19 protein-coding genes are annotated in these 23,670 nt (G+C 69.5%); 17 read left to right on the top strand and 2 right to left on the bottom strand.

Features of this window, described 5'->3' with window-relative positions; genetic code table 11:
* Positions 1 to 49: 49 nt before the first annotated feature.
* Both ABDC25_RS12745 and ABDC25_RS12740 read left to right on the top strand, forming a co-directional pair.
* On the top strand, positions 50 to 1,252 hold the full coding sequence (locus ABDC25_RS12745; RefSeq protein WP_347123120.1) for a heparan-alpha-glucosaminide N-acetyltransferase domain-containing protein: 1,203 nt from the start codon (positions 50 to 52) through the stop codon (positions 1,250 to 1,252).
* 263 nt (positions 1,253 to 1,515) lie between these two features.
* Complete coding sequence (locus tag ABDC25_RS12740) at positions 1,516 to 4,773, top strand: LamG-like jellyroll fold domain-containing protein (protein WP_347123119.1); 3,258 nt, start codon at positions 1,516 to 1,518, stop codon at positions 4,771 to 4,773.
* 57 nt (positions 4,774 to 4,830) lie between these two features.
* On the opposite strand, the gene ABDC25_RS12735 is transcribed toward ABDC25_RS12740, so the two are convergent.
* Positions 4,831 to 5,616: an SDR family oxidoreductase gene (locus ABDC25_RS12735; protein ID WP_136024195.1), complete on the bottom strand. Its 786-nt coding sequence runs from the start codon at positions 5,614 to 5,616 to the stop codon at positions 4,831 to 4,833.
* Between the two features lie 150 nt (positions 5,617 to 5,766).
* Here ABDC25_RS12735 and ABDC25_RS12730 point away from each other — a divergent pair, with 150 nt between their 5' ends.
* The 9 genes from ABDC25_RS12730 to ABDC25_RS12690 all read left to right on the top strand — a co-directional run bounded on the left by ABDC25_RS12730 (position 5,767) and on the right by ABDC25_RS12690 (position 14,620).
* Complete coding sequence (locus ABDC25_RS12730) at positions 5,767 to 6,375, top strand: TetR family transcriptional regulator (protein ID WP_347123118.1); 609 nt, start codon at positions 5,767 to 5,769, stop codon at positions 6,373 to 6,375.
* A gap of 54 nt (positions 6,376 to 6,429) precedes the next feature.
* Positions 6,430 to 7,266, top strand: a complete 837-nt coding sequence (locus tag ABDC25_RS12725) for an aldo/keto reductase (protein WP_021199920.1) — start codon at positions 6,430 to 6,432, stop codon at positions 7,264 to 7,266.
* 90 nt (positions 7,267 to 7,356) lie between these two features.
* On the top strand, positions 7,357 to 7,926 hold the full coding sequence (msuE, locus tag ABDC25_RS12720; protein ID WP_029259601.1) for an FMN reductase: 570 nt from the start codon (positions 7,357 to 7,359) through the stop codon (positions 7,924 to 7,926).
* A 33-nt stretch (positions 7,927 to 7,959) separates the two neighbouring features.
* Entirely contained in the window at positions 7,960 to 9,762 is a 1,803-nt protein-coding gene (locus tag ABDC25_RS12715; protein WP_347123116.1) for a DUF255 domain-containing protein, read from the top strand.
* Between the two features lie 68 nt (positions 9,763 to 9,830).
* A complete protein-coding gene (locus ABDC25_RS12710; RefSeq protein WP_167256082.1) occupies positions 9,831 to 10,574 on the top strand; it encodes an SUMF1/EgtB/PvdO family nonheme iron enzyme in 744 nt (247 codons plus the stop codon).
* A 167-nt stretch (positions 10,575 to 10,741) separates the two neighbouring features.
* Positions 10,742 to 11,833, top strand: coding sequence for a histidinol-phosphate transaminase (hisC, locus tag ABDC25_RS12705; RefSeq protein ID WP_036331598.1), 1,092 nt, complete (start codon positions 10,742 to 10,744; stop codon positions 11,831 to 11,833).
* On the top strand, positions 11,830 to 13,233 hold the full coding sequence (locus ABDC25_RS12700) for an amino acid permease (RefSeq protein ID WP_021199915.1): 1,404 nt from the start codon (positions 11,830 to 11,832) through the stop codon (positions 13,231 to 13,233). Before hisC ends, ABDC25_RS12700 begins: the two co-directional genes overlap by 4 nt.
* Before the next feature lie 2 nt (positions 13,234 to 13,235).
* Positions 13,236 to 13,718 carry an Lrp/AsnC family transcriptional regulator gene (locus ABDC25_RS12695; protein WP_021199914.1) on the top strand — a complete coding sequence of 161 codons (483 nt, stop codon included), beginning with the start codon at positions 13,236 to 13,238 and terminating at the stop codon, positions 13,716 to 13,718.
* 29 nt (positions 13,719 to 13,747) lie between these two features.
* Positions 13,748 to 14,620 carry a hypothetical protein gene (locus ABDC25_RS12690; RefSeq protein ID WP_347123115.1) on the top strand — a complete coding sequence of 291 codons (873 nt, stop codon included), beginning with the start codon at positions 13,748 to 13,750 and terminating at the stop codon, positions 14,618 to 14,620.
* 26 nt (positions 14,621 to 14,646) lie between these two features.
* Here the strand turns inward: ABDC25_RS12690 and ABDC25_RS12685 are convergent, their stop codons facing one another.
* Complete coding sequence (locus ABDC25_RS12685; protein ID WP_347123113.1) at positions 14,647 to 16,200, bottom strand: phospholipid carrier-dependent glycosyltransferase; 1,554 nt, start codon at positions 16,198 to 16,200, stop codon at positions 14,647 to 14,649.
* Between the two features lie 62 nt (positions 16,201 to 16,262).
* On the opposite strand from ABDC25_RS12685, the gene rsmI reads away from it, so the two are divergent.
* From rsmI to ABDC25_RS12655, 6 genes are all read left to right on the top strand, one after another.
* Positions 16,263 to 17,090: a 16S rRNA (cytidine(1402)-2'-O)-methyltransferase gene (gene rsmI, locus ABDC25_RS12680; RefSeq protein WP_292766550.1), complete on the top strand. Its 828-nt coding sequence runs from the start codon at positions 16,263 to 16,265 to the stop codon at positions 17,088 to 17,090.
* The gene (locus tag ABDC25_RS12675; RefSeq protein WP_297556303.1) at positions 17,087 to 18,199 is read left to right on the top strand and encodes a LacI family DNA-binding transcriptional regulator; all 1,113 of its coding nucleotides are present in this window, start codon (positions 17,087 to 17,089) and stop codon (positions 18,197 to 18,199) included. The genes rsmI and ABDC25_RS12675 overlap by 4 nt, the downstream gene beginning before the upstream one ends.
* Positions 18,200 to 18,406: 207 nt before the next feature.
* A complete protein-coding gene (locus ABDC25_RS12670) occupies positions 18,407 to 20,056 on the top strand; it encodes an ABC transporter substrate-binding protein (protein ID WP_029259609.1) in 1,650 nt (549 codons plus the stop codon).
* The gene (locus ABDC25_RS12665; protein WP_021199908.1) at positions 20,053 to 21,033 is read left to right on the top strand and encodes an ABC transporter permease; all 981 of its coding nucleotides are present in this window, start codon (positions 20,053 to 20,055) and stop codon (positions 21,031 to 21,033) included. The genes ABDC25_RS12670 and ABDC25_RS12665 overlap by 4 nt, the downstream gene beginning before the upstream one ends.
* Positions 21,030 to 21,944, top strand: a complete 915-nt coding sequence (locus ABDC25_RS12660; protein WP_347123112.1) for an ABC transporter permease — start codon at positions 21,030 to 21,032, stop codon at positions 21,942 to 21,944. Before ABDC25_RS12665 ends, ABDC25_RS12660 begins: the two co-directional genes overlap by 4 nt.
* On the top strand, positions 21,941 to 23,668 hold the full coding sequence (locus ABDC25_RS12655) for an ABC transporter ATP-binding protein (protein ID WP_347123111.1): 1,728 nt from the start codon (positions 21,941 to 21,943) through the stop codon (positions 23,666 to 23,668). The genes ABDC25_RS12660 and ABDC25_RS12655 overlap by 4 nt, the downstream gene beginning before the upstream one ends.
* Positions 23,669 to 23,670: the final 2 nt, after the last annotated feature.

The following is a 23,670-nucleotide window of genomic DNA, read 5'->3' as shown; positions in this document are numbered from 1 at the left end:
TGCCGGGATCGGTCATCCACGCACCGATGCCGGCCTCTACGATCAGGGGGTGATCACTGCTCTCGCCCCCGTCCGGTGGTTCCACGAGTTCGGACGACCTCCGCGCATCCTCGGGCTCGACGTCGCCCGAGGACTGGCGATCCTCGGCATGGCCGGAGCGCACATCGGCGAGACCGAGCCGTTCGACTGGTTCGACCCGTCGACGTGGACCGACCTGGTGCATGGACGCTCGTCGATCCTGTTCGCGGTGCTCGCGGGCATCTCGATCGCCCTCATGACGGGACGCAGCGCGCTGCCCGAACGTGAGCGCATCCCCGGCATCCGCCTGAACCTCATCGGCCGGGGCGCGGTGATCTTCGTGATCGGCCTGGCCCTCGAGATGTTGAACACCCCGATCGCAGTGATCCTCACGCTCTACGGTCTGCTCTACGTCGCGGTCATCCCGTTCCTGCGCTGGAGGCCCTGGCAGTTGCTGACGGGGGCGGCGGTGCTCGCACTCCTCGGTCCGGCGCTGCTCGCGTTCCTGAACGCGGTGATGCTGAACCCCTACGGTTCCGGCATCGGGTTCGTGCTGTACGGCACGTACCCCATCACGGTCTGGATGTCACTGGTGCTGGCTGGCATGGCCCTCGGACGCCTGCGCGTCGAGCGGATGCGCACCGCGGCGGTCGCGCTCGGCGTCGGATTCGCGCTCGTGGTGGTCGGGTACGGCCTGGGCGGCATCGGACAGGCTGCGGGCCTCACCGGTGGCATCGGGAACGGCTCTTCGGGGACGGAGATCTCGTCGGGCAGTTCGATCGTCGACCCCGGCTTCGTCGACATGGGCACGGCTCCCACCGGGTGGGAGGCCTACCCGCAGGCGGTCGCCGAGACCGACCCGCTCCGTGCCGTGCTCACGGCGGTCTTCGCCGTCGATCCGCACAGCGGAGGTACGGCCGAGATCCTCGGGTCCGGCGGGTTCGCCCTCGTCGTCATCGCCCTGTGCCTGCTGCTGAGCACACCTCTGCGCTGGGCGCTGCTCCCGCTGGGTGCGCTCGGTTCCATGCCGCTCTCGGCATACAGCGCGCATGTGCTCTCGATCATGCTGGTCGGTGGACCGGGGTCGTTCTTCACCAGCAACACGTTCTGGGCCGCGACCGCGATCGGTCTGCTCCTGCTGACCACGCTCTGGTCGATGTTCTTCGGCCGCGGACCGCTCGAACGCCTGGTCGGTCGGGGAGCGACGGCGATGGCGTCGGTGCCCCGGAGCTGACTCCGTCGATGCCGACCACGTCGCCGACCATAGGGCCGACCACGTCGACGACCACGACGAGGGCAGAGAAGACGATGTGCTAGCGTGGAACGGCGACGCTTTCTGGCGTTCGCGACCGACCCCGATCTCGGGTCGGACTGGGGAGTTTCGAACTGGGGAGTTCACACCACCGCGTTGCGGCGATCCATTCGCCGTCTCGATGTCGTCGAGTGCGCGGGGGATGACGCCTGCGCGTTCGGAACGGCATCGACTGGGGAGTCACGGTGGGGAACACGAGTTTCGGGCGACGGGCACGCGGTGCCGTCGCATCAATTCTGACGGCCGGCCTGCTGATCGCGGGTCTGTCCGGTGTGGGAGCGACGGCGGCTGCTGCAGCCGACGTGCCGCCGACGACGCCGCCGCAGCTGCAGCGCGACGAGAACGTGGTGACGTCGGATCCGATTCCGACCGTCCAGATCGACAACGGATACGTGTGGGCGCAGACCACGATCGGCACCACCGTGTACGCGGTCGGCAAGTTCGACAACGCGCGTGAGCCGAAGGCCGCGCCCGGCACGGCCCTCACCGCACGCTCGAATGTGCTGGCGTACGACATCGTCTCCGGCGCGCTGTCGTCGTTCGCCCCGAAGGTCAACGGCGTGATCAAGGCCGTCGCGGCATCGCCCGACGGCACGCGCATCTACATCGGCGGATCCTTCAACAGTGTGAACGGCAAGGACCGGTGGAACTTCGCGGCGCTCGATGCGAAGACCGGCGAGCTGGTCCCGCAGTTCGCGCCGTCGATCGGTGGCAGTGGCGTGTACGCGATCACCACCGACGGATCGAACATCTACCTCGGGGGTCTGTTCACTCAGGCCAACGGCGTCGCCCGGAAGAACCTCGCCGCCTTCGACCAGAAGAACGGTGCGCTGCTGAGCTGGGCTCCCCAGGCCGACCGCCAGGTCGATGCCCTGGTGATGGATCCGGCCGGCACGAACGTCATCGTCGGAGGTCGCTTCTCGACGGTCAACGGCAGCAGTCTCCGTGGCTCGGCCGCTGTGGACAAATCCACCGGTGCAGCGGACACCTCCTGGGGCATCTCCCAGGTCGTGAAGAACAGCGGGAGCAGCAGCAACTCCGGTATCTTCGCCCTCGCCACCGATGCAAACTCGGTCTACGGCACCGGGTGGAGCTGGGCCGGCGGGGGCAACCTCGAGGGCACGTTCGCCGCAGAGGCGGGAACAGGAGCGGTGCGCTGGATCGCGGATTGCCACGGTGATCACTACGGCGTGTACTCGACCGGCAAGGTCGTCTACACGACGAGCCACATGCACTCCTGCAACACGATGGGCCTGCAGCCGCAGAAGAACCCGGCGGTCTACCAGTACGCCGAGGCGTACACGGCCGATGCGCGTGGCACCCTCTCCGCGAACACCTACTCGGGGTACGCCAACTGGGCGGGAACCCCTGCGCCGTCGCCCTACCAGTGGGCACCGGACTGGTCGGTGGGCACCACCACCGGACTCGGCCAGGCGGGCCTGTCCATCACCGGCGCGGGCGACATGATCTCGATCGGCGGCGAGTTCCGATCCGTCAACGGCGGTCAGTTCGAGGGACTGGTCCGGTTCTCCACGAACCCGCCTGGCGGCGCCAAGGACGGTCCCCGTGTCGCCGCTGCGGACTGGAAGCCCACGGCGGGCACATCGCCCGTCCCCGGGCGCGCTCGCGTGACGATCCAGACGAACTGGGATCGGGATGACCTGACCCTCACCTACGAGCTGTACCGAGCCGGAACCGCTGAACCTGTGGCGAGCACGACTGCGGACGGCACCTGGTGGAAGCGCGCGACGGTCACGCTCGATGACCCGACGGCGACGCCGGGCGCGACGCAGAGCTACACCGTGGTCGCGAAGGACGCCGCCGGGAACACCGCGACCAGTGCGAGCGTGAACGCGAAGGCGAACGCGGGGACCGTCTCGGCATACACGGCCAAGGTCCTCGCGGACGGTCCCTCGCTGTACTACCCGATGGGAAACATCTCGAAGGATTGGGCGGGCGCGAACACCCCGGTGAACGGGTCGGGCGCCACGGTCTCGTCGGCCGGCATCGAGAACAGCGGCACGGGATCGACCGCCTTCAACGGCACCACGACCGGCCGGGTGTCGTCCGACGCCAAGGCGGCGGTGTCGAAGGATTTCTCCTCGGAGATCTGGTTCCAGACGACCACGAAGACCGGCGGCATGCTCATCGGCTCCGGAGCCGCCAAGACGGGAAGCTCCGCGACCGTCGACCGACAGCTCTACATGACGAACAGCGGCACTCTGACCTTCGGCGTCTTCGCCGGTCAGACGCGCGCCACGGTGGCAGGGGACAAAGCGCTGAACGACGGAACGTGGCATCACGCGGTCGTCTCGCAGAACGCGGAGGGGATGAAGCTCTACGTCGACGGTGAGCTCGTCGCCTCGGATCCCGCGGTGACGACGTCCAGGACCGACTCCGCCTACCTCCGCATCGGCGGCGATGCCCTCGCGGGCTGGCCGTCGGCTCCCTCGTCGAACTACTTCAAGGGTGCGCTGGACGAGGCGGCGGTGTACCCGTTCGCGTTGAACGCGGATCAGGTGCGGTCGCACTTCCAGCTGGGGAAGGGCATGAAGGCTCCGACGGCGGCATTCACGGCGCAGTCGACCGATCTGAGCGTGGCGGTCGACGCGTCGGGCTCGTCCGCGGACGGCGGAGCATCGATCAGTGCTTACGCCTGGGACTTCGGCGACGGTTCGACGGCCACGGGCGCGACCGCGACGCACGAATACGCTGCAGCGGGGACCTACACGGTGCGCGTGACGGTGACGGACAGTCGTGGACTGTCGGCATCGAGCGAGAAGCAGGTCGTGGTCACGGCCCCCGTCGTCGCCGATGTCGTCGTGGCATCGGACGGGTTCGATCGTGCGGTCGATTCCGGCTGGGGCACCGCTGATGTCGGTGGTCTGTGGACGCCGATGCAGGGCAAGTCGACCGCGCTCTCCGTGGCAGAGGGTGCCGGGGTGATCGACCTTGCCGCAGGGCAGACGCGCGAGATGCTGCTGGACGATGCATCGGTGCGGGATTCCGCCACGACGATGTCCTACACGCTCTCGGCCGGTCCGGAGTCCGGCACGGCGTACGTCGGTGCGGGTTCTCGTCGCGCCGGGGACAGCGGGTTCCGAGCCCTGGCCTGGCATCGCGCCGATGGGGCGGTCTGGGTGGTGATCCAGCGCAACGGGACGGCGATCGCCAGCGCGGCGGTCCCCGGTCTGACCTGGAGTGCCGGGACGATGTTCCACCTGTCGACGGAGACGTCGGGTTCACCGTCGACGACCATCCGCGCCAAGGTGTGGGCCGACGGCCAGCCCGAGCCGGCGGCGTGGCAGGTGTCCGCGACGGATACGACGTCGACGCTCCAGGGCGAGGGATCGCCGTCGGTGTTCTCGTATCGGGCCGGCAGCGCGACCGGCACGAACATCGTGCGGGTGCACGAGGTCAAGGCCATCCGCTCGGGCGAGTGAACTCAGGAACGAGTGCGCGGGTGGGGGCACCGGATCGGGTGCCCCCACCGGTGTCTCTCAGAAGTGCGTGCCGCCGTCGATGCGCACCTCGGTGCCGGTGATGAAGGCACCGTCTTCGCTCGCGAGCATCGCCACGACGCCGGCGACCGATTCCGGTCCGGCGAAACCCTGACCGATCGCGGGCGCGAGCTTCATGAACAGGCTCATGTCGGCGTCGGCGGGCAGGCCCGGACCGTTGCTCTGGTTGCTCTGGCCGGATCCGTCGGTCATGCCGGACGAGATCGACCCGGGCTGCACCGCGGTGAAGCGGATCCCGCTCTTCGCGTATTCGGCGGCGAGCGCGTGGGTCATCGACTGCACGCCGCCCTTGCTGGCCGCGTAGGCAGCCATGTAGGGGTGCGCGAAGCCGGCTGAGGTCGAGCTGAAGTTCACCACGGCGGACGACGAGCCGTCGAGCAGTGCGGGGATCGCCGCGCGGATCACGAGGAACGTGCCGACCAGGTTGATCCGGATGACCTGCTCGAACTGGTCGAGCGTCGTCTCGTGGGTGTGCGAGGAGCGCAGGATTCCGGCGGCGTTCACGAGCACGTCGAGTCCGCCCAGAGCAGCGACGGCCTCGGCGACGCCGGCAGCCACGGAGGCTTCGTCGGCGATGTTCATCGTGACGGTCGTGAGGCGTTCGGCGAGTGCGCCGGCCTGGGCGACCGTGTCTTCGAGACCCGCGGTGCTGACGTCGGCGGCGACGACGCTGCCGCCTTCGCGGAGCATGCGCAGCACGGTGGCCTGACCGATGCCCGACCCTCCGCCGGTGACGAGCGCCCGACGTCCTTCGTAGCGGTTCATGATCTTCCCTTTCGTGGTGAATGTCGTGGTGGATGCGGTGATGGTGTCGCGAGGCGACGTTCCGTTGTAGGCAGACTATGCCTGTATGGCAGAACGTGCCACATAGACCCAACCTGCCGCGGCGTTCGCCTATTCCCGTACGCTGTGACGGTGGAGACCTCGACCCTCACCGAACGCCGCCGGGCCGCGACCGAGCGGGACATCGCGGCCGCCGCCGCCGCGCTGTTCGCCGAGCAGAGCGTGGCGGGGGTCACCGCCGAGCAGATCGCGGCGCGCGCGGGTGTCTCGGTGCGTACGTTCTACCGGTACTTCGCCCGGAAGGAAGACGCGATCACGCCCATCCTCAGCGTCGGCGCCCAGCGCTGGCAGGAGGCATTCGCGCAGGTGGGGGAGCTTTCGCTGCGGGAGCGGATCCCCGCCGTGATCCACGCCCAGCTCGCCGAGGACGGGTCAGGGGGGCGGTCATCCGAGGGGCTCGAACTCGACACGATGCTCGGCGTGCTCCGGGGCCTCGACGACGACACGGCGATGCGCGATGTCTGGCTGCGCGTCAACGACGACTCCGAGCGTCGACTGCGAGCGATCCTCCGGGAGTGGGGGATCGCGGTGTGGGATGCGGCTCTGCTCGCCGCTGTCGCGACGGCCTCCATCCGCGTCGGTCTCGAGCAGTGGGCGGCGGATCCCGACGGTGCTCGTCCCGCGGAGCGCGCTGTCGAGGCCTTCCAGGCCATGTCGCAGGGGCTCGACGGGCTCGACTGACTTCTTTCGTCACCGGCCGGTCCGACCTGTCATCACAGGTCATAGGCTGGAGGCATGACGATTCCTGCACTCGAACTGAACGACGGCAACTCCATCCCGCAGCTCGGCTACGGCGTCTTCAAGGTGCCGCCGGCAGAGACCGAGCGGGCGGTGAGCGAGGCGCTCGAGATCGGCTACCGCCACATCGACACCGCCGCCATCTACGGCAACGAAGAGGGCGTCGGCGCCGCCATCGCCGCCTCCGGCATCCCGCGCGACGAGCTGTTCGTCACGACGAAGCTCTGGAACGACCGTCACCACGACGACGAACCGCGCGCCGCCATCGGCGAGAGCCTCGAGAAGCTCGGACTCGACGAGGTCGACCTCTACCTCGTGCACTGGCCGACCCCGGCCAAGGACGACTATGTGCACGCGTTCGCGAAGCTCATCGAGCTCCGCGAGGCGGGTCTCACCCGCAGCATCGGCGTCTCGAACTTCCTGGTCCCGCACCTGGAGCGCACGGTCAAGGAGACCGGCGTCATCCCGGCCGTGAACCAGATCGAGCTGCACCCGGCGTACCAGCGCCGCGAAGAGGTCGCCTGGGCCGACGCGAACGGCGTCCGCATCGAGGCGTGGGGTCCTCTCGGCCAGGGCAAGTACGACCTCTTCGGCATCCCTGCGGTGGCAGATGCCGCCGCAGCGCACGGCGTCACCCCGGCACAGGCGGTGCTCCGCTGGCACCTGCAGAAGGGCATCATCGTCTTCCCGAAGTCGGTGCGCGCCGAGCGCCTGCGCGAGAACCTCGACGTCTTCGGGTTCGAGCTGACCGACGCCGAGATCGCGGCGATCGACGCCCTCGACCCGCTCGACGGCTCCGGCCGCGTCGGCTCGCACCCGGACGAGGTCAACTGACCCGCTCCGCGGAGACAGGGCCGTCGGGCCTACATGACGCCCCGTGTCGCCTCGCGCGACACGGGGCGTCGTCGTGAGTACCGTCGAGGCATGACAGCTCCGTTCCGTGTCGTCGCCGTGTCGGGATCCCTCCACGAGCCCAGCAAGACGACCGCCCTCGTCCGCGCGATCACGGCCGCCATCGCCGAGCGCGCCGAGGTCGAGTCGCAGCTCATCGAACTGACGCAGATCGGTCCGGGACTGGCCGGCGCGCTGCAGCGCGATCAGCTGCCGCCGGAGGTCGAGGCGCAGCTGCAGGCGATCGAATCGGCCGACCTGCTGATCGTGGGCAGCCCCGTCTACCGGGCGTCGTTCACGGGGCTCTTCAAGCACCTGTTCGATTTCGTCGGCCAGTACGACCTGGTGGGCAAGCCGGTGCTGCTCGCCGCGACCGGTGGCGGCGAGAAGCACGCGTTGATCATCGAGCACCAGCTGCGTCCGCTGTTCGCGTTCTTCCAGGCGCTCACCCTTCCGCTCGGCGTCTACGCGAGCAACACCGACTTCGACGGCTACGAGATCGCCTCCGAGGTGCTCGAGGCCCGCATCGCGTTGGCTGCCGAGCGCGCCCTTCCGCTGGTGGGGTATGCGGCATCGCGTCCGATCGAGCTGCTCGTCGGCTGACCGCACCCCCTCCGCGCGGCGTAGCGTGAAGGCATGACCAATCGGCTCGCCGACACTCTCAGCCCGTATCTCCGCGCGCACGCCGACAACCCCGTCGACTGGTACCCGTGGGGCGAGGAGGCATTCGACGAGGCGCGGCGGCGGGATGTGCCGCTCCTGATCTCGATCGGCTACTCGACCTGCCACTGGTGCCATGTGATGGCTCGGGAGTCGTTCGCCGACCCGGCCACCGCCGCGCTCATCAACGACGGGTTCGTGGCCGTCAAAGTCGACCGTGAGGAGCACCCGCAGGTGGACGGCGCCTACATGGCCGCGGCCTCCGCCTTCACGCAGAACCTCGGCTGGCCGCTCACCGTGTTCGCCACACCGCGTGGGCGCACCTTCTATGCCGGCACCTACTGGCCACCGGAAGCCCGGCCGCCGCTGCCGGCATTCCGCGACGTGCTCGCGGCGGTGCGGGAGGCGTGGACGCTGCGTCGTGCGCAGGCGGAGGAGTCGGCGGATGCCGTGACCGACGCGCTCGCCCGGGCGGCGGAATCCACACCATCCGACCTGCCGGACATGGTGGCGATCGCCGCGGCGGCCGCGTCCATCGCGCAGCGCGAGGATCGGCAGTTCGGCGGCTTCGGAGGTGCGCCCAAGTTCCCCGTCGCCACGACGCTGCGATTCCTGCAGCATCCGCTCGTGCGAGAAGGCGCTCCCGAGGCGGCGGCCGCGGCGGCACGCGCGCTCGCTGCGATGGCGGGTTCGGACCTGCGCGACGCCGATGGAGGATTCTTCCGTTATGCGACACAGCGTGACTGGACCGTGCCGCACTACGAGCGGATGCTGACCGACAACGCGCAGCTGCTCGAGATCGCGCGCGACGCGGGAGACGAGCAGACCGTGCGGGGCATCGCCTCCTTCCTGATCGACGTGCTCCAGCGCGACGGCGGGGGATTCGGTGCGGCGCAGGACTCGGAGTCGACGATCGACGGCGTGCGCAACGAGGGCGGGTACTACCTCCGCGCCCTCGCCGACCGCGCGGGTCTGGAGGTGCCGGCGGTCGACGGGAAGGTGATCACCGGTTGGAACGGACTCGCGATCGGCGCCCTCGCCCGGGCGGGGGCGGCCTTCGGGGAGCAGGGCTGGATCGACGCGGCCACTTCCGCTGCGGAACAGGTGCTGCGGATCAACCGGGATGCCGACGGTGCCCTGGTACGTGCTTCCCTCGACGGGCGGGCATCCGCCGCGGTCGCGACCGCCGCCGACCTCGGGCTGCTCGCCGACGGTCTGTTCGCGCTCGCCCTGGCGACGGGCGACGCGGGGTGGGCGGTCGAGGCGCGCGTCGTCCTCGACGAGGCTCTCGAGGGGGCGGCCGGTGACGACCCGCTCCTGTCGGCCCAGGGCATCGCGACGTCGCCTGATCAGACCGATGGCGACCTGCCCTCAGACGCGGCGGCCGTCGCCGGTGCCGCCCTGACGGCCTGGTGGCTGGGGGCGGGGGAGCGATATCGCGAAGCGACCGTCTCGACGGTGCGCGTGCTCGCCGAGCGCTCTCGGGAGCAGCCGTTCGCCCACGGCACGCTGCTGCGGGTGGCCGCAGGACTCGCCGTTCCGCCTCGCCAGCTCGTCGTCGTCACCGAAGCACGTGACAGCGCCCTGGCCGTGGCGGGCAGGGGTGCGGACGCCGAGGTGGTCGCCGTGGTCAGCGCCGAGCAGGCGCGATCGTTCGCGGATGCGGGATTCGCCCTGTTCCAGGGCAAGGATGCGACGACGGAACGCGCCTACGACTGCCGGGCGTTCGTGTGCCGACTGCCGGTGAGCGATCCCGCCGAGGTGTCGGTCGGGCGCTGACGGTCGGCCCGCGCTCCCGCCGGGGGCTCCTACGCTGGGAACGAACCGGTTTCGAGGGAGGAACGGGCATGACCGTGCAGCACATCGAGTGGGTCGACATCCCGGCGGGGACACTGCAGCGGGGAACGCCGCTCGATCAGATCGATGCCCTCACCGTCCGGTATGCCGCCACCGGTGTTCCGCCCGCCTGGTATCGGAAGGAGACGCCGCGCCTGGCGGTCGCCGTCCCGGCGTTCCGACTCGCCCGCACCCCGGTGACGGTGGCGCAGTGGACGGCGTTCGCGGAGGCGACCGGCGCCCGTGCCATCTCCGGCATCGACGAGCATCCGGTGGTCGGGGTCTCGTGGCACGAGGCCACCGCGTACGCCGCCTGGATCGGCTCGCAGCACGGTGTGGACGCCCGCCTGCCCACCGAAGACGAGTGGGAGCGGGCGGCGCGCGGCGACGACACCCGCGAGTTCCCGTGGGGTGACGAGTACGTCCAGGGCCGGGCGAACCTGTTCGACCTGGGACTCGGCACCACGACACCCGTCGGTTCGTTTCCCGAAGGCGCCAGTCCGTTCGGGGTGCTCGACATGGCCGGCAACGTCGACGAGTGGACCTCGACCCTGTACGCGCCGTATCCGGGGGCGCCCGATGACGTCCCTGCCGTCGAGGACTGGGCGGCCGACCCGCACATCACGCGCGGCGGAGCGTTCCGCCACGACGTGGATCTTGCCCGCTGCGCCCGACGGCACGGGGCGTACGAGGCGGACCTCGTCGCTGTGGGCATCGGCTTCCGCCTCGCGGCGCCCGCGATCGCGACAGCGTGACTGTGCAATCTGACTAACCGTTGCCCCAGGAGTGGCGGTCGGTTGCGCGAGATGCGCAGCTTCCGGTGCGCCGATTGCCCAGTGGATGCGATCCGTTCTACTGTTGCGCGACAGCAGGCGGTGCCGCTCGGGGGCCGCCCATGGATCACAGCAAGGACGCTCTGACGATGCCCCTCCCCACCCGCGCCGGACTCGACGCCGTTCCCGCGTACCGTCAGGGGCGCTCCGCCCCGGCCGGTGCTTCGAAGCTCTCCTCGAACGAGTCCCCGCATCCGCCGCTGCCCTCGGTCGTCGCGGCCGTGCGCGATCGCCTCGACGGCATCCACCGCTACCCGGACATGAGCGCCGCCGCCCTGCGCGAACGGCTGGCCGACCGCTACGGCGTCGATCCGTCGGAGGTCACGGTCGGTGCGGGGTCGGTCGAGATCGCCGCTCAGCTCATCCACGCGGTCGCCGGCGACGGTGACGAGGTCGTCTTCGCGTGGCGCTCGTTCGAGGCGTACCCGTCCCTGGTTCGCATCGCCGGTGCCACGCCCGTCCCGGTGCCGCTCGACGCAGACCACGGACACGACCTCGACGCGATGCTCGCGGCGATCACCCCGCGCACCCGCCTGATCTTCGTGTGCAACCCGAACAACCCGACGGGCACCGTGGTCGGCGCCGACGAGCTCGAGCGCTTCGTCGCCGCGGTACCGCACGACGTGCTCGTGGTGATCGACGAGGCCTATGTGCACTTCGATCGCACCGAGAGTCGAGGTGCCGGCATCGAGCTGTTCCGTCGGCACCCGCATGTGGCGGTGCTGCACACGTTCTCCAAGGCCTACGGGCTCGCGGGCCTGCGCATCGGCTATGCGATCGCCCCGGCCGCCGTCGCCGAGAACCAGCGCAAGGTCGCCGTGCCGTTCGGCGTGACCGACCTCGCGCAGACCGCGGCGCTCGCCTCGCTGGACGCCGAGGACGAGCTCGCGACACGCATCGACGAGGTCGTCGTGCAGCGCGACCGGCTCCATGCCGTGCTCGTGGCGGCCGGATGGCCCGCCGTCCGGTCCCAGGCGAACTTCGTGTGGGTGCCGTCCGCCGACCGCACCGCGGAGCTCGAGCACCTGCTGCAGGCGGGCGGCGTGATCGCGCGCGCCTTCGCCGGGGAGGGCATCCGCATCTCCTCGGGCTCTGTGGAGGACATCGACCGGGTGGAGGCCGCGCTCGCAGGCGCCGCCCGGGAACGCGGTGCCGCTGAGCGTGTGGAGGTCGGCGCATGACCGATGACCGCATGACCGAGATCCCCCCGACCACCACGACCACCAAGGGTCTGCACCCGGGCCTGACCCGCCGCCAGATCTCGATGATGGGGCTGGGCGGTGCGATCGGCGCCGGGCTGTTCGTCGGATCAGGTCAGGCGATCAGCATCGCGGGGCCCGCCGTGCTGGTGTCGTACCTGGTCGCGGGCGGCATCGTCGTGCTCGTGATGGCGATGCTGGCCGAGATGGTCGCCGCCCGGCCCAGCTCCGGGGCTTTCAGCTCATATGCCCAGAAGGCGATGGGACGCAGCGCCGGCAGCGCGGTCGGCTGGCTCTACTGGATCCAGCTGGTCGTGGTGATCGCCGCGGAGGCGACCGGTGCCGGTGCGATCGTGGCCAACTGGACACCGGGCATCCCGGCCTGGGTGTGGGTGCTGATCTTCGTCGTCGCGCTCACCGCGGTGAATCTGTTCGGAGTGCGCAACTACGGCCGCTTCGAGTTCTGGTTCGCGGCGATCAAGGTCGCGGCGATCATCGCCTTCCTCGTGGTGGGGGTGTGCGCGATCGTCGGGCTGATCCCCGGTGTGCCGGCGACCGGCATCGCGAACCTGGTCGACAACGGCGGCTTCGCACCGAACGGCATCGCCGGGATCGCCGGCGCCCTGCTGATCGTCGTCTTCGCGTTCGGAGGTACCGAGGTCGTCGCGATCGCCGCCGCGGAGTCGAACGATCCCGCGCACAACATCCGCCGCATCGTGCGGGAGGTGCTCGTGCGCATCCTCGTCTTCTACGTCGGATCGATCTTCGTGATCGTGGCTGTGCTGCCCTGGAACGACCCCGCCGTGAAGGCGGGGCCCTTCTCGGCGGTGCTCGAGACGCTGAACGTGCCCGGCGTCGGTCTGGTGATGGACCTCATCGTGATCATCGCGCTGCTGTCGGCCATGAACGCCAACATCTACGGCGCCTCGCGCATGGCGTATTCGCTGGGGGAGCGCGGGCTCGCCCCGCTGGCCGCGACCCGCACGAGCCTCAAGGGCGTGCCGTTCGTCGCCGTGCTGGCCTCCGTGGCGTTCGGGTTCGTCACGGTCGGGCTCAACTGGGCCTTCCCTGACGTGGTGCTGCCCGCCCTGCTCAACGTGGTCGGCTCGACGCTGCTCGTGATCTGGACCGCCACCGCGGTGGCGCAGATCATCCTCCGCCGTCGCGCGGATCGTGCCGGCGAGGCGATGCCGATGCGTATGTGGGGCTTCCCCTGGCTGTCGTGGCTGTGCCTGGTGCTGCTCGCCGCGGTGATCGCCCTCGCGATGATCGATGAGGCCGCGCGCATCCAGCTGCTGCTCACGCTGGGTCTCACCGCCGTCCTCCTCCTCGTCGCCCGGGCGACCAGGAGCGTGGCCCGGCCCGGCGTCCCACGGGAGTAGCGATGCGCATCGATCGCCTCGACGCCCAGCTCATCCGCCTGCTCACGGAGTCGCCGCAGCTACCGATCCTGGAGTGCGCACGGCGACTCGGGATCGCGCGCGGCACCGCGACGAGCCGGCTCGCGCGCCTGCACGAGGGCGGGGTGATCGAGGCGATCGTGCCGCGGATCGATCCGGCGGGTTTCGGCTACGGCGTCGTCGCGTTCTGCCTGGTCGAGATCGATCAGAAGGTGGGGCACGACGACGTCGCCACGGCTCTTGCGGATGCCGTCCCCGAGATCGTCGACATGCACACCGTCACGGGGGCCAGCGACATGCAGCTGCGGCTGGTGGCGCGCGATGCCACGCGGCTGCAGGAGGTGCTCGATCGGGTCGCCCTGGTGCCGGGAGTCGCGCGCACCGCCTCGTCGATCGCGATGCGCACGCATCTCTCGGGCCGTGTGCTCCCGCTGGTCGAGCACGTCGCCGCGGACGAGGTGCTCTAAGGCGAGGCGATCCCGCTAGCATCGTCGTCATGGTCGCTGCTCCTGTGCTCGTGGACCTCGACCGTGACAGCGTCGCGATGGGCGACGACATGTCGTCCCATGCGCGTCGCCTGTCGTTTTCGGACGGCACGCGCCTGGCAGATCTGCTCGAGGCGACGCATCCGGAGATCGAGAACCGCGGATGGTCGTGGGTCGCGGTCGTCGACGGCACCGTGTCGGCGGTGTGGTCGGTGGACCACGGCGTGTGTCTGCTGGTCAGGAACCGCCGGCTGCGGGGGTCGGCGTCGCCGATCCCGGTCGTCTTCCGCTACTTCCTGCAGCTCGATCCGCAGTGGCTGCACGGGCGACTGGCGGCGGGCGCTGCGGCGAATCGGGATGCCCTGAGCGTGGAGTACGCGCCGCTCGCGGCCGAGCGCCTGGAGGCGGAACAGCGCCGCCGCGAGCGGGAGGTTCCGGAGAAGCTGCTCTCCTCAGCGGCCGTCGGCGCGCTCGCGCGGCTCGGCGCGACGATCGACCTGCACTCCGACGTGCGCTGTCGGTTCCTCGCCGCGGGGGAGCGATGGGTCGTCGTGCGTTCCGACTCCATGACGGTCGTCTACCGCGCGGAGACCCCCGCACCGATCGCGTCGCTGCGTCCCCGCGCCTTCGCCGAGCTCTGGCTCGCGACGGCTGTGGGGGCGCGTGGACGGCAGGCGCACGGCCTTCCTCCGTTGCCGCCATCCGCGTCGACGGAGGTTCCGCAGCCGGAGACCATGGCGTCCTGGCCCCCAGGCGCCTCGCGATGGTCGTTCAGCGGCGAGGACGGTCACGTCGCTCGGCTCGCCGTCGAGGACGCCCTGGACTGGTACCGCTTCGCGTTCGGGCGCACGCTCGACGAGATCGTGGAGTCACTCGCGGTCTGAGGGACGCTGTGGTGCGTCGGGCGGGCTCACACCCAGCCGGGCAGCCAGTTGTGCACCAGCCAGAATTCGTACGGCACGCTCATCCCCGTCCACAGGGGAAGGAAGAACGCCGACACGAGCACCACGAACGCGAGGAAGATCATCGCGGTGCGCTCGCCGGACTGCCGGCGGTGCAGCGGATCCTCACGTCGCCCGGCGATGATCCGCAGCGTCATCGCCAGCGCGAGCACGAGGAACGGCATCATCACGACGGTGTAGAACTGGAAGATCGTGCGGTCGGGGAACATCAGCCACGGCACGTAGGTGACGGCGAGGCCGACCAGGGGGATGCTCAGCTCCGGGCCGACGGGCTGCCGGGTGATCCAGCCGCGCACCAGGCGGTAGAGCAGGTAGATCGCTGCGGCCACGCCCGCGTACCAGATGAGCGGATTCGGGATCGCCGAGATCACGCCGATGCAGTGATCCGTCCCGCAGCCCGCGGGGTCGGAGTCGACCCAGACCGCCGTGGGGCGCAGCAGGAACGGCCACTCCCAGGCGGGACTCGCGTAGGGGTGCCCGCGAGTGAGGCCGACGTGGAAGCCGAGCATCGACTCGTGGTACTTCCACAGCGCGATCAGCGGGTTCGGGTCGCTCTGCCGGTCATAGCCGCCTGCCGTCACCAGCCAGCCGGTCCAGCTGATCAGGTACACCGCCAGGGCGGGGAAGACGAGCAGCACGAACGAGACCGGCCCCTGTCGGAACGCGGCCGCGGTCGGCCACAGCACCACTCCCGCGCGACGGCGGGCGAGCGCATCCGTGACGACGACGTACAGGCCGAAGCCCGCCAGCACGTACAGCCCCGACCACTTCACGGCCGACGCCGCGCCGAGGGCGGCTCCCGCGGCGATCAGCCACGGACGACGCCAGAGCACCGGACCCCAGAACGGATCCGGGGTGTCGGGATCGCGCTTCTCGAGCACCGGGATCGTCCGCTGCCGGTCGATGATCACGAAGAGCACACCCAGCAGGACGAAGAACGTCAGGATGCCGTCGAGCAGGGCGATGCGACTCATCACGATGCTGAGACCGTCGATCGCGAGCAGCGTCCCGGCCACGCTCGCGACGATCACGGAACCGCTGAGCCGTCGCGCGATCAGGTAGACCAGGAGCACCGAGGCGCTGCCGAGCACCGCGGTCGCGAGTCGCCAGCCGGCGCTGTTGTCCGGCCCGCCGATCGCCATGCCGAGCGCGATGAGCCACTTGCCGAGCGGCGGATGCACGATGAACGCGCCCTGTTCGGACAGCGGCAGCTGCTGCAGCGTGACGAAGGCGTCGTTGGCGTTCTCGCCCCAGGTGCCCTCGTAGCCGAGCGTCCACAGCGACCAGGCGTCTTTGACGTAGTACGTCTCGTCGAAAGCGAGCTGATGCGGATGGGCGACGTTGATCAGCCGGAGGAGGGCGGCGATCGCGGTGATGACGAGGGGTGCGAGCCACCGGATCGCGCGTCCCCAGTCTGGGGCGTTGAGCAGGCGGTCACGCAGTCGCCCGTAGCGCGTCAACCGCTCATCGGGAGCGGGAAGCAGGGGCACGGGCGCGGTCACCGCTCCAGCCTAGACAACCGGCCTTCTCGGCCGGCTGCATCCGGCCCGCCTAAGCTGGGCGGGTGATCATCCTCGCCGCCACTCCGATCGGAAATCTCGGCGACGCGTCGCGCCGTCTCGTGGAGGTCTTGGAGAACGCCGAGGTCGTCGTGGCCGAAGACACCCGCACCACGCAACGTCTGCTGAAGGCCCTGCAGATCGAGAACCGCCCGCGCCTGATCGCCCTGCACGACCACAACGAGAAGCAGAAGGCCGCCGAGCTGGCGGCTCTCGCGGCCGAGACCGACATCGTGGTGATGAGCGATGCCGGGATGCCCACCGTGAGCGACCCCGGCTACGGGCTGGTCGCCGAAGCGGTCGCTCAGGGCGTCACGGTGACCGCGATCCCCGGGCCGAGCGCGGTGCTGATGGCACTCGCGATCTCGGGCCTGCCCACCGACCGCTTCACGTTCGAGGGGTTCCTGCCGCGCAAGCCGGGGGAGCGGCGTTCGACTCTGCGCGCGCTGGCGGCCGAACCCCGCACCATGGTCTTCTTCGAATCGCCCGCCCGCCTCGCGAGCTCCCTCGCCGACATGGGGGCGGCATTCGGCGACGACCGGCGGATCGCGGTGTGCCGAGAGCTGACGAAACTGTACGAGGAGGTGCGCCGCGGCACAGCATCGGAACTCGTCGCCTGGGCCGAGGACGGCGTGAAGGGTGAGATCGTCGTCGTGGTCGAAGGGGCGGCGCACCGCGATGCCTCCCCGGAAGACGCTCTCGCGCAGGTGCAGAAGCTCGTCGCCGACGGCATCCGGTTGAAGGACGCCGCCTCCGAGGTCGCCGGCCTCACGGGTCTCTCCTCCCGCGACCTCTATCAGGCCGCCCTCGCCGCCCGCTCCGGAGGAGCGTGACCGTGAGCAAGGCGGCGACCGTGTACGACGTGGCCGATCGGGCCGGCGTCTCGATCGCCACGGTCTCGCGTGTGCTGCGCTCGCCGGATGCGGTGCGCCCGGTCACCCGTGAGCGCGTGCTCGACGCCGTCGCCGCGCTGGGGTACGTGCCCAGCGGCAGCGCCCGCGGACTCGCCGAGCGTCGAACCGGGGTGCTCGGGCTGTACTTCCCGGGGTTCGACGCCGCCGAGGATGCTCCGCCCCTCGACGCGCTCTCCGCCGCCGACGCCGACGCACCGCCGTTCGCGATCGTCCGCGACGAGGTGGAATCCGACGGCCGGCACACCTCGATGCTGTTCCTCGACGAGGTGCTGCGCGGTGCGGAGCTGGAGGCCTGGAAGCAGGGTTTCGTGCTGATGGTCGGCGTCGGGCGGGACGACCCTGACCGCTCCACCGTGCGCGACATGGCGGGCCGTGTGGACGGGCTCATGGTCCTCGCGAGCAGCGTGCCGGACGACGTGCTGGCCCGGCTGGCGCGGCGCATCCCCGTGGTGGTGCTCTCGGGTCCTCCCCGCGGCGATCACTACGACCACGTCACGGTGAGCAACGCCGAGGCGATGGGTGAGCTGACCAGGCACGTGCTGGCGCAGGTGGGAGACGGGCGGCTCGCGTTCCTCGCGGGGCCCGCGGATTCGCCGGACGGCCTGCAGCGCTGGGAGGGGTTCGCGGCCGCCGTGACGGCTGCCGGTGGTGGGCTAGACGACGTGACCGTGCTGCGCGGCGACTTCACCCGCGCATCGGGGCGCCGCGCGGCCGAGGAGCTTCTCGCCGCGGGGGTGCCGGCCGCGCTGATCGCCGCGAACGATCAGATGGCGCTCGGAGCGCTCGACGTGCTCCGAGGCGCCGGTATCCGCGTGCCGGACGACGTCCTGGTGACGGGCTTCGACGGGATCGAGGCCGCCGCGCTGTCGCAGCCTCCGCTGACCACGATCCGTCAGCCGATGATCGACCTCGGCCGGGCGGCCGTTCAGGTGCTCGCCCGGCGGCTGGAGAACGCGGAAGCCGACCCGGTGGTCGCCCGGCTGCCCCTCCAGATCCTGCTGCGCGAGAGCTCTCAGCGCCCCGTCTGAACGGCGCGGCCATGGTCGGCGCGCCCGTGTCAAGGGGTTGCGATCGCAAAATGTATGCGCTTACAATCACTGAGGCGGTGCACACCGCCCTGAGACGGCGCAGGCCGTGCGGGTGTTCCGAAGTTCCGGTGGTCCGGCAGGGGCGCCCTTCATGACAGAGACGACATGAGGTGGCAGATGTCAGGTGGCAGAACACCGGGACGGCGCATGATGCAGCGCTGGCGCCGAGCGACGATCGTGGGCCTCGCGGCCGTGGCGGTCGCCCTCAGCGGCTGCAGCATCCAGATCACATCCCAACCCGATCCGTCGATCGGCGCCGACACGATGCTGATCAATGCCGACAAGGGCAACCCGTTCTTCACGAAGAACTTCAACCCGTACCTCACCAACACGCGCACCGCGTCGCGGTGGATCTACGAGCCGCTGATCCTGATCAATCCGCTCGACGGCACGCAGAACCCGTGGCTCGCCTCCGAATGGAGTCAGCCCGACGCGCGCACGATCGTCATGACGATCCGCGACGACGTGAAGTGGAGCGACGGCGAAGACCTGACACCCGAGGACGTGGCCTTCACGTTCCAGCTGCTCAAGGACAACCCGTCGCTCGACATCAAGGGCGCATGGCAGCACCTCGACAGCGTCGAGACCGAGGGCAGCGACGTGATCCTGCACCTCAAGACCGAGGACGCGCCGTCGCTGGCGATCCTCGGACAGACCATGATCGTCCCCGAGCACCTCTGGTCCGACGTGAAGGACCCCGGCACGTATCGCAACGAGGATCCGGTCGGAACCGGGCCGTTCGTGCTCGGCAACTACAACGACCAGCAGTACTCGATGGACAAGAACCCCGACTACTGGCAGGCCGACTCGATCGAGATCGAGCACATCATCCTTCCCGCCACGAACTCGCAGCTCGACACCGTCACCCGCGGTTACGACTGGGCCTACTCCTTCATCTCCGACGTCGAGGGCACCTGGGGCGCGGCGAGCGAGCACAACGCGTGGTGGTTCCCGCCCGGCGGCGTGATCGCGTTGATGCCGAACCTCGAGGTCGCGCCCTTCGACGACGTGAACGTGCGACGCGGCATCGCGCTCTCCCTCGATCGTGAGGAGATCGCAGAGACCGCCTCCGAGGGATACATGAAGCCGGCGGGTCAGACCGGTCTCATCCTTCCGAACCAGGAGCAGTACCTGGATCCGAGCATCCCCGATCAGGGCATGATCACGCAGGACGAGGATGCCGCTCTCGCCGCCTTCGCCGACGCGGGCTACACCCTCGACGGCGACCGTCTCGTCGACGCGAACGGCGAGCAGCTCGAGTTCGCGCTGACCACGGCGAACGGGTATTCCGACTGGACCAGGGCGGCGCAGACCGTGCGCAGCCAGCTCGCCGACGTCGGCGTGAAGGTCACCCTCAAGCTTCCGCAGCCCGCGGGATATCAGAGCGCGATCAGCAACGGCGACTTCGAGATGGCGATCGGCGGCATGGGCAACGGCGACGTGTACCAGGCCTACAACAACCTGCTCTCCAGCGAGTTCTACGTGCCGTCGGGAAAGCCGACCGCGAACAACTTCGAGCGCTACAAGTCGGACAAGGTCGACGCACTGCTCGCCGAATATCGCGAGACCGTCGACTCCGCCCGCCAGGCCGAGATCGTGAAGGAGCTGCAGGGCGTCGTCTACGACGAGATGCCCGTGATCGGCCTCTACTACGGCGGCATCTGGGGCCTGTTCAGCGACGCCAAGTTCACAGGCTGGCCGAGTGAGGAAGACCCGTACATGATCCCGCAGAACTACGACTCCGCGCCGCTGGGCATCTTCACCCGGCTCGAGCGCGTGAAGGAGGACGACAAGTGAAGTACGTGCTCCAGAAGTTCGGCCTGTTCGTGCTCACCCTGTGGGCCGCGGTCACCCTGAACTTCTTCCTCCCGCGCATGATGCCCGGTTCCCCGGCGGATGCCGCCATCGCCAAGCTGTCCCAGAACGGGCCGGTGTCGGACGCCACGCGCGCCGCCATCGAGGCGCAGCTGGGTGTTCCGACCGGATCGCTGTGGGACCAGTACATCGCCTATCTCGGCCAGGTCGTCCGGCTCGACTTCGGCGTCTCGTACACGTTCTATCCGCAGTCGGTGTCGAGCATGGTGTCCACGGCGCTGCCGTACACGATCGGGCTCGTCGGCATCGTCACGATCCTCGCGTTCGTGATCGGCACGCTCATCGGCGTCGCCGCCGCCTGGCGTCGCGGCACCTGGCTCGACACGCTCCCGACGCTGACCGGTTCGTTCCTCAGCACGTTCCCGTACTTCTGGACCGCGCTGCTGCTGCTGTTCTTCTTCGGCTACGTGCTGCACTGGTTCCCGACCACCGGCGCCTATTCGGCGACCACGACACCCGGGTTCACCTGGGAGTTCCTCGGAGACCTGCTCAGCCACGCGTTCCTGCCGGCCCTGACGATCCTGCTCACCTCCCTGGGCGGCTGGATCATCGGCATGCGCAACGCCATGATCAACACGCTCGGCGAGGACTACATCACGTTCGGCGAGGCGAACGGGCTGCACGGCCGCACGATCGCCCTCCGCTACGCCGCGCGCAACGCGATCCTGCCGAACCTCACCGGCTTCGGGCTCACGCTCGGCGGTGTGGTCGGCGGATCGATCCTGGTGGAACAGGTGTTCGGATACCCGGGCATCGGCTATCTGCTCTTCAACGCCGTGATCGGGCAGGACTACCCGCTCATGCAGGCGCTCTTCCTGATGATCACCGTGAGCGTGCTCATCGCCAACTTCCTCGTTGACATCCTGTACGGGGTACTCGACCCAAGGACCCGCCGATGACTTCCACCATGAACGTCAAGATCCCCGCCGAGCGCATCGCCGCGCCCAGCCCATGGCGCGCCTTCGGACGCATGGTCGCCACCCTCTGGAGCAATGGCAAGGCACGGCTCGGGTTGTGCATCCTCGCCTTCTTCGTGCTCGTGGCGGTGTTCGCCCCCGTCCTCGCCCCCTACGGCGCGAAGGACAACACCTTCGAGCGCAACGCCGATGCGTCGTGGGCGCACTGGCTCGGCACGACGGCCGCGGGGGAGGACGTGCTCAGCCAGCTCATCTACGGCGCACAGGTCAGCCTGCTCGTCGGCTTCGCCGCCGGCATCCTGTCGACCATCGTGGCGGTGCTCATCGGTCTCAGCTGGGGCTACATGCGCGGTTTCGCCGGCGAGGTGGTCGGCTTCATCGTCAACCTCTTCCTGGTGATCCCCGGACTCCCGCTCATGATCGTGATCGCCGCGTACCTGCAGAACGGCGGCATCCTGATGATCATCGCGGTCATCGTGGTGACCGGCTGGGCCTGGGGCGCCCGTGTGCTCCGCAGCCAGACGCAGTCGCTGCGCGGCAACGACTTCGTCACCTCGGCGCAGTTCTCGGGTGACAGCAGGACGCGCATCATCTTCCGCGAGATCCTGCCCAACATGGCGTCGATCATCGCCGGCACGCTCTTCGGGGCGGCGACGGCCGCGATCTTGGCGGAGGCAGGCCTGGAGTTCCTCGGCCTCGGCGACTCCAGCATCGTCAGCTGGGGCACCATGCTCTACTGGGCGCAGAACTCCAACTCGCTGCTCACCGGACAGTGGCTGCTGCTGTTCGCCCCCGGTCTGTGCATCGCACTGCTGGCGTTGAGCCTGACACTGATCAACTTCGGCGTGGACGGCATCTCCAATCCGCGCCTGCGAGAGGGGAAGGGTCGATGACCGCCATGGCACCCGCGACCACCACCACGGAGAACGACATCCTGCTCGAGGTGCAGGGGCTGTCCGTCGAATACGCCTCGCCGGGCACGAAGCCCGTCACCGCGGTCGAGAACGTGTCGTTCTCGCTCCGCCGCGGCGAGTTCGTCGGTCTGGTCGGCGAGTCGGGGTCGGGCAAGTCGACCCTCGGCTTCGCCCTCACGCGACTGCAGAAGCCCCCGGCGCGGATCAGCGCTGGGCGCATCCTCTTCGGCGGGCGCGACATCCGCGAGCTGGATGCCGAGGAGCTGCGTCGTCAGCGTCAGGGCGGATTCGCCATGGTGCTGCAGTCGGGCATGAACGCCCTCAACCCCGTGCGCACGATCGGCAACCACTTCCGCGACATCTTCGCGGCGCACGGACACGTGCCCAAGGACGCCCGCGATGCGCGTGCCCGTGAGCTCATCGGCAAGGTCGGCCTCGACGCGTCGGTGGTCGCCCGTTACCCGGGTGAGCTCTCCGGCGGTATGCGCCAGCGTGCCTCGATCGCGCTCGCGCTGTCTCTCGAACCACAGCTGATGGTGTTCGACGAGCCCACCACGGCGCTCGACGTGCTCGTGCAGCACGCGGTGATGGACACGATCAAGGAGCTGCAGCGGGCCGAGCACTTCACCGCCATCCTCATCAGTCACGACCTCGGCATCGTGCTGGAGGCGACGGACCGGGTGATGGTGATGCACGAAGGGCACATCGTCGAAGACGCCAGGAGCATCGACATCCTCGAGCGCCCGCAGGACGAGTACACCCGGATGCTCCTCAGCCACTACGCGGACCCCCGCGCGGAGAAGATCGAGATCCCCGGCTTCCTCGACGCCGGTACCCGCCGTCGTGAAGGACGTGCGCGGACCGACGTCACCGAGACGCTGCCGACCGTGTCGTCGCGCGACACCCGTCGTGCGGATGCGGCGATCGTGGTGGAGGGCGTCTCGAAGCACTACCCGGCCCCTCGACGTGGGCAGGACGCCGTGACCGCGGTCGACGACGTGTCGTTCCGGCTCGAACCGGGGGAGGCCCTGGCACTCGTGGGCGCCTCGGGCTCGGGCAAGTCGACCATCGCCAAGATGTTGACGGGCGTCGAGAAGCCGACCTCCGGTACGGTGCACTTCGGCGATGTCGACGTGGCCTCTCTCAAGCGACACGGTCTGCGTGACCTCCGCAAGGACGTGCAGATGGTGTTCCAGGATCCGTATGCGGCGCTCAACCCGCTGCACACGGTCGAGTACGCCCTCACCCGTCCGGTCATGAACTACACGACGCTGCGGGGGCCCGAGGCGAGGGCGCGAGTGCTCGAGCTGCTCGAGACGGTGGGCCTCACGCCCGTCGAGCAGTTCGCCGCCAAGCTGCCGCACCAGCTCTCCGGCGGGCAGCGGCAGCGCGTCGTGATCGCCAGGGCGCTCGCGAGCGACCCGCAGGTGCTGATCGCCGATGAACCCGTCTCGATGCTCGACGTCTCGCTGCGTGCCGGGGTGCTGGCGCTGCTGGAGGACCTGCGCGAGAGGTGGGGCATCAGCATGCTCTACATCACGCACGACCTGCTGAGCGCGCGCCTGGTGACCCAGAACATCCTGGTGCTCAACGGCGGACGGGTGGTCGAGCGCGGCGAGACCTCGGAGGTGCTGCAGCATCCGGAGGATCCGTACACGATCCAGTTGCTCGACGCCGTGCCCAACCCCGCGCGCCTGCGCTGAAC

Origin of the sequence: Microbacterium sp. SY138, from assembly GCF_039729145.1 — a bacterium.
Lineage (GTDB): Bacteria > Actinomycetota > Actinomycetes > Actinomycetales > Microbacteriaceae > Microbacterium > Microbacterium maritypicum_A.
This window is presented reverse-complemented; position numbering and strand designations above follow the sequence as displayed.